The 4,955-nt window shown below is 55.9% G+C and carries 1 protein-coding gene and 1 pseudogene; both read left to right on the plus strand.

Going from position 1 to position 4,955, the window contains the following annotated elements; translation table 11 throughout:
- The first annotated feature begins 131 nt into the window (after positions 1-131).
- Positions 132-4,490 (plus strand): response regulator, encoded by a 4,359-nt coding sequence (locus M3461_23050; GenBank protein MDQ3777019.1) that lies wholly within the window; start codon positions 132-134, stop codon positions 4,488-4,490.
- A gap of 84 nt (positions 4,491-4,574) precedes the next feature.
- Positions 4,575-4,667: pseudogene (locus M3461_23055) on the plus strand (16S rRNA (uracil(1498)-N(3))-methyltransferase).
- The last annotated feature ends 288 nt before the right edge of the window (positions 4,668-4,955 follow it).

Genomic DNA, 4,955 nt, shown 5'->3' on the forward strand with positions numbered 1-4,955 from the left:
GAGGTTGTCCACAGATCCCCAGCTTGGCCTGTGGGCCCTGTGGGTAACAGGGATGTTATCCACAAGTCCACAGGCACCCATGCCCCTCACAGGCTCGCAACCACCCACAAATTGTCCCGAAGAGCCAACATATGTTACATGTCACGGAGCGGGATATTCTCACCACAAACCTGCTGGTTTCTCTTGGGTTGGCGGTCGGTCTTCTCTTACCCCTTTGTGGCTTGACCGGTCGAGTCACCACGCCACTGAAGAACTTAGCGACCATCATGCGGCGCGCGTCCCAAGGCGAGAAACAACTGCGGGCAGAGCTTCGGGGGCCCAGAGATATCATCGAGATGGAACAGGCATTTAATACGATGATGGCGGTGCTCCAAGCGCGCGAGGGGCAACTAGAAGAAGCGCGCGACGCAGCCATCGAGTCAGCTCGCGTAAAAGGGGAGTTCGCTGCAAATGTCAGCCACGAGCTTCGCACGCCGCTCGGGGGAGTGCTGGGGATGCTGGAATTATTGCAGGGCACGGCGTTGACGTCGAAACAACGCGACTACCTGGAGGTAGCGAATCAGGCCGGCAAAGCGTTGCTGGTTTTAATCGAGGATATCCTGGATTTCTCCCGGATCGAATCCGGAAAGCTAAAGCTGCAACCCGTCGATTTCTGCTTGCGGGAGATCTTGGACGAGGTGGTCGCCATGCTCGCCCGTCAGGCGCAACGCAAAGCGATCGATTTGAACTATGTGGTGGCAGACCAGGTCCCGAGCACGGTGCGCGGTGAGCCAAGCCGGATCCGACAAGTTCTGATCAATCTGGTCGGCAATGCGGTGAAGTTTACCGCACAAGGAGAGGTGGCTATTCGGGTTAGCAAGGACAGCGATCGAGGAAGCAAGACGCTGTTGCGGTTCGAAGTGAAGGATACGGGTATCGGCATCCCGATCGAGGCGCACCGGCGGATCTTCGAGGCCTTCACTCAAGCAGACGGTTCGACGACGCGCAACTATGGTGGCAGCGGTTTGGGTTTGGCGATTAGCCGTCAGTTGGTGGCATTTATGGGTGGTGACGTCGGGCTTGCGAGCGAGCTCGGGCAAGGTAGCACTTTCTGGTTTACCGTCGCGCTCGATCAATCCGCCTCGGTGGCGGAGCGACTTACTAACGCCGAACGGAGTTTTAACGGTTTGCGTGTTTTGATCGTCGATGACAGTGAAGTGGTGCGCGCATTTATCGCTCAGACGCTCGGCGGATGGGGGATCGAGTATTTAAACAGTACGGCGAGTGCACGGCAGGCGCTCGAGATGTTGCGTTCGACGGTAGCGCAAGGGAGTCCCTACGATCTAGCGATCGTGGATGACTCGCTACCCGGAACAGGGGGCACTGAACTGGTGGACAACATTGCGGCCGATCCCGCCCTCGCCGAGTTAAAAGTGATCCTAACGACTAATGAGCAACAGCCGCCGGGTATCTGGGTTCGGCCGCCTATGGCCCGTTGCCTCCGCAAGCCCATACGTGCTTCGGAATTGTACGATTGTATCGCAGCTGCCATCAATCCGTCCGACGATTATCGATCACCACTGGTGTTGCACAGCGAGACCGAGACCCCGATGCGCCTCGGAGGACGAATCCTGGTAGTCGAGGACAACCGTGCCAACCAGCTAGTTGCAATGGGTATGCTGGAACGGCTCGGCTGTCAGGTGGAAATTGCTTCCGACGGGCAGCAAGCCTTGGCGCAGATGGCGAGACAGGCGTTTGACCTTCTGCTCATGGACTGCCAAATGCCGGGCATGGATGGCTATGAAGCTGCGCGGCGGATTCGAGCGATCGAGCAAGGGAGCGCCCGAATTCCGATTATCGCAATGACTGCGAACGTTCAACCGAGCGACCGTGACAAGTGTCTTGCGTCCGGAATGGACGATTACCTACCGAAACCGCTTACGCTCCAGAGCTTGCACGTGAAGCTTGCGCAATGGCTCGATCCCATCACTCAAGATGCAGGTATCTCGCTGGAAGGTGGAACGGCATCGGGAGACGCAGCCATTGACCGTGCAATCCTCGACGAGGTTCGCGACAGCGTGGGTGGCGGGTTCCCGCGGGTGGTCCAATATTATCTCGAGGATATGCCGGGTCACTTGAGGTCATTGGAGGCTGCCGTAGCCAATGGTGATGTCCGGTTACTTGGCGAAATCGCGCATAACATCAAAGGCAGCAGTAGAACTCTCGGGGCGCACCGTCTTGCGGCCAACGCTAAACAGCTTGAGGATATAGCTCGCGGCGGGGCCACGGAAGGTACCACAGAGTGGGTTACGGCGCTCTTCAATGAATACAAGCTGGTTAAGCTCGCTTTAGACCAGGAGCTCCAGCAAAGGGTTCAGCAGGGCGCGTCGCGAGAAGTCGGTCAAGCGCGCATTCTTATCGTAGACGATGACCGCAGTATGCGTGCCGCGTTACGGGCGTTGTTGGAGACAGACGGCCATAGGATGGAGGAAGCGGCACATGGTCTACATGCACTCGCGCTTTGTGAGCGGCAGATGCCTGACCTGGTATTGATGGACGCCATGATGCCCGAGATGGACGGTTTTATGGCCTGTAGGCGTATGCGAGAGTTTCGCCACGGTGAACGCATACCGATATTGATCATCACCGCACTGGACGACGAAAGCTCCATCGATGGTGCGTTTGCGGCAGGCGCTACCGATTACATTTCGAAGCCGATCAATTTCGCAGTATTGCGTCAGCGCGTAAGCCGACTTCTTCAAGCCAGTCGTGCCGAGGCGCATGTCCGCCGTCTCGCCTACCAAGACTCGCTCACGGGGCTTCCCAACCGGACATTATTTAAAGAGCGCTTAGAGGTCCTGATTGGCCGGTCATCCTCCGATCAACTGCATGCGATCTTGTTTCTGGACCTCAATCGTTTCAAATTGGTGAATGACACGCTGGGACATGAGGTTGGAGATCTCCTATTAAAAGCGGCCGCCGAGCGCCTCTCGGGTTGTGTCCGGTCGACAGACACCGTGGCGAGGATCGGCGGCGATGAGTTTACGATCATCCTTGAACATATTGATTCGTTGATGGTAGTTACGAATGTGGTCGAGAAGATCAGCAAGGCGCTGGCTACACCGTTTGTGTTTGTAGGCCAAGAGATGTATGTCAGCACGAGTATTGGTGTTTCGGTCTATCCGGTCGATGGGAAGGACTGTGGCTCGCTCATTAAGCGTGCCGATATTGCGATGTTCAAAGCGAAGGAACACGGCGATAGGTTCCGATTTTACGAAGACAGCATGGACGCGGGGACTTCCAAACGGCTAGCACTCGAGAGCGACCTGCGGCGCGCGATCGAACGCGAAGAGTTGATCCTACATTATCAGCCCCAGATCGATCTGGGGTCCGGCCGGATCATTGGAATGGAAGCGTTGGTTCGTTGGCAGCATCCAATGCGTGGTATGATTTCGCCTGCGCACTTTATTCCGCTCGCGGAAGAAACGGGGTTAATCGCTCCGTTGGGAGAATGGGTGTTGGGGTCGGCATGCGCTCAGAACAAAGCCTGGCAGGACGCCGGATTGCGTGCGATTCCAGTGGCGGTAAATCTCTCGGCTAAGCAGCTTGGGCAGAATGATCTCGACCGAAGTATCGCGAAGATATTAGACGATACGGGGTTGCAACCACGGTTCCTAGAATTGGAGCTTACGGAAACGGCGGTAATGCATAAACCAGAAGAAATGCTCGCGAGACTTCGGAGTTTGAAGGACTTAGGTATTCACATTTCTCTCGATGATTTCGGCACGGGTTACTCGAGCCTTAACTATCTCAAGCATTTTCCCTTCGACAAACTGAAGATTGACCAGTGTTTCGTCCGCGGCGTTATAAGCAACCCCGACGACGCAGCGATTGTGCTGACCATCATTAACATCGCTTGCAGCTTGAAGCTACGCGTTATCGCCGAGGGTGTCGAAACGAAGGGACAGCTCCGCTACTTGCAGGTTCATGGATGTCATGAGATTCAGGGTTATTATTTCAGTCGACCCATCGTTGCCGAGGAGGCCTTCCAACTCCTGCAACAGGACAAAGGGCTGCCGAGATCGGACATCGAAGTAGAAAGGATCCTCTTGTTGGTGGACGACGAAACAGACGTAACTCGTGCTCTCGAGCGTAAGTTAGGCAATGAAGATTACAAAATCCTAACGGCGAATAGTGCTAAGGAGGCATTCGAGTTATTAGCACAGCATGGGGCGCAGGTCGTTATTTCCGACCAGCGCATGCCGGAAATGGACGGGATCGAATTCCTAAGCCGCATAAAAGACTTGTATCCGGGCACAGTTCGCATGATGCTGACGGCCTATAGCGAGTCTACTTCTTTGATGCGTGCGATAAATGACGGGTGGATCTATAAGTTCATCTCCAAACCCTGGAAGGAAGAGCAATTGCGCGAACAGATCAGAGAGGCGTTTGCAGAGCACGGCCGTAGAGAAAAATATAAACGGCGATCCGTAACTGAGGCTGCCGCTTGATTTGCAACTGCGGTGACTGCGGCATACGGGTAGGGGCGCAATGATTCTACCAACCACCTCATCCGCACAGAGGGCGCGTGCCTGCTTTCCGAGCTAGGCCCGCGGGTCCTGCGCACAGAGACCGCGGGGGTCGCTGCCCGGAGCGCCCTGCAGGCGCTATGGGGCGATCTGGCCTAGCTAGACGCCTCGCGGACTGCGGGCGGTGCTCAGACAGGACGGGCCTCACCGGCCTTATTCCTCCCAGAGACCCAACGACGCTTTTGGTGATCTTCGGGTTGATCGCGTGTCATGGAGCATGGATTGGCGATAAGCCAGTGCTAGTGATGATGAGGGCGGCGTCACGTCCCTTCTATGAGGGCCCCGTTGTCAAGCCCCGGCGCTAGATTATTTTGATCTTTACTTAGCTATTTTTATTCTCACATGCCGAGATTGTCTCCGCCGGAGTTGTTCACGCTTTGTCCACGG

It is taken from the genome of Pseudomonadota bacterium (assembly GCA_030860485.1).
Classification (GTDB): Bacteria; Pseudomonadota; Gammaproteobacteria; order JACCXJ01; family JACCXJ01; genus JACCXJ01.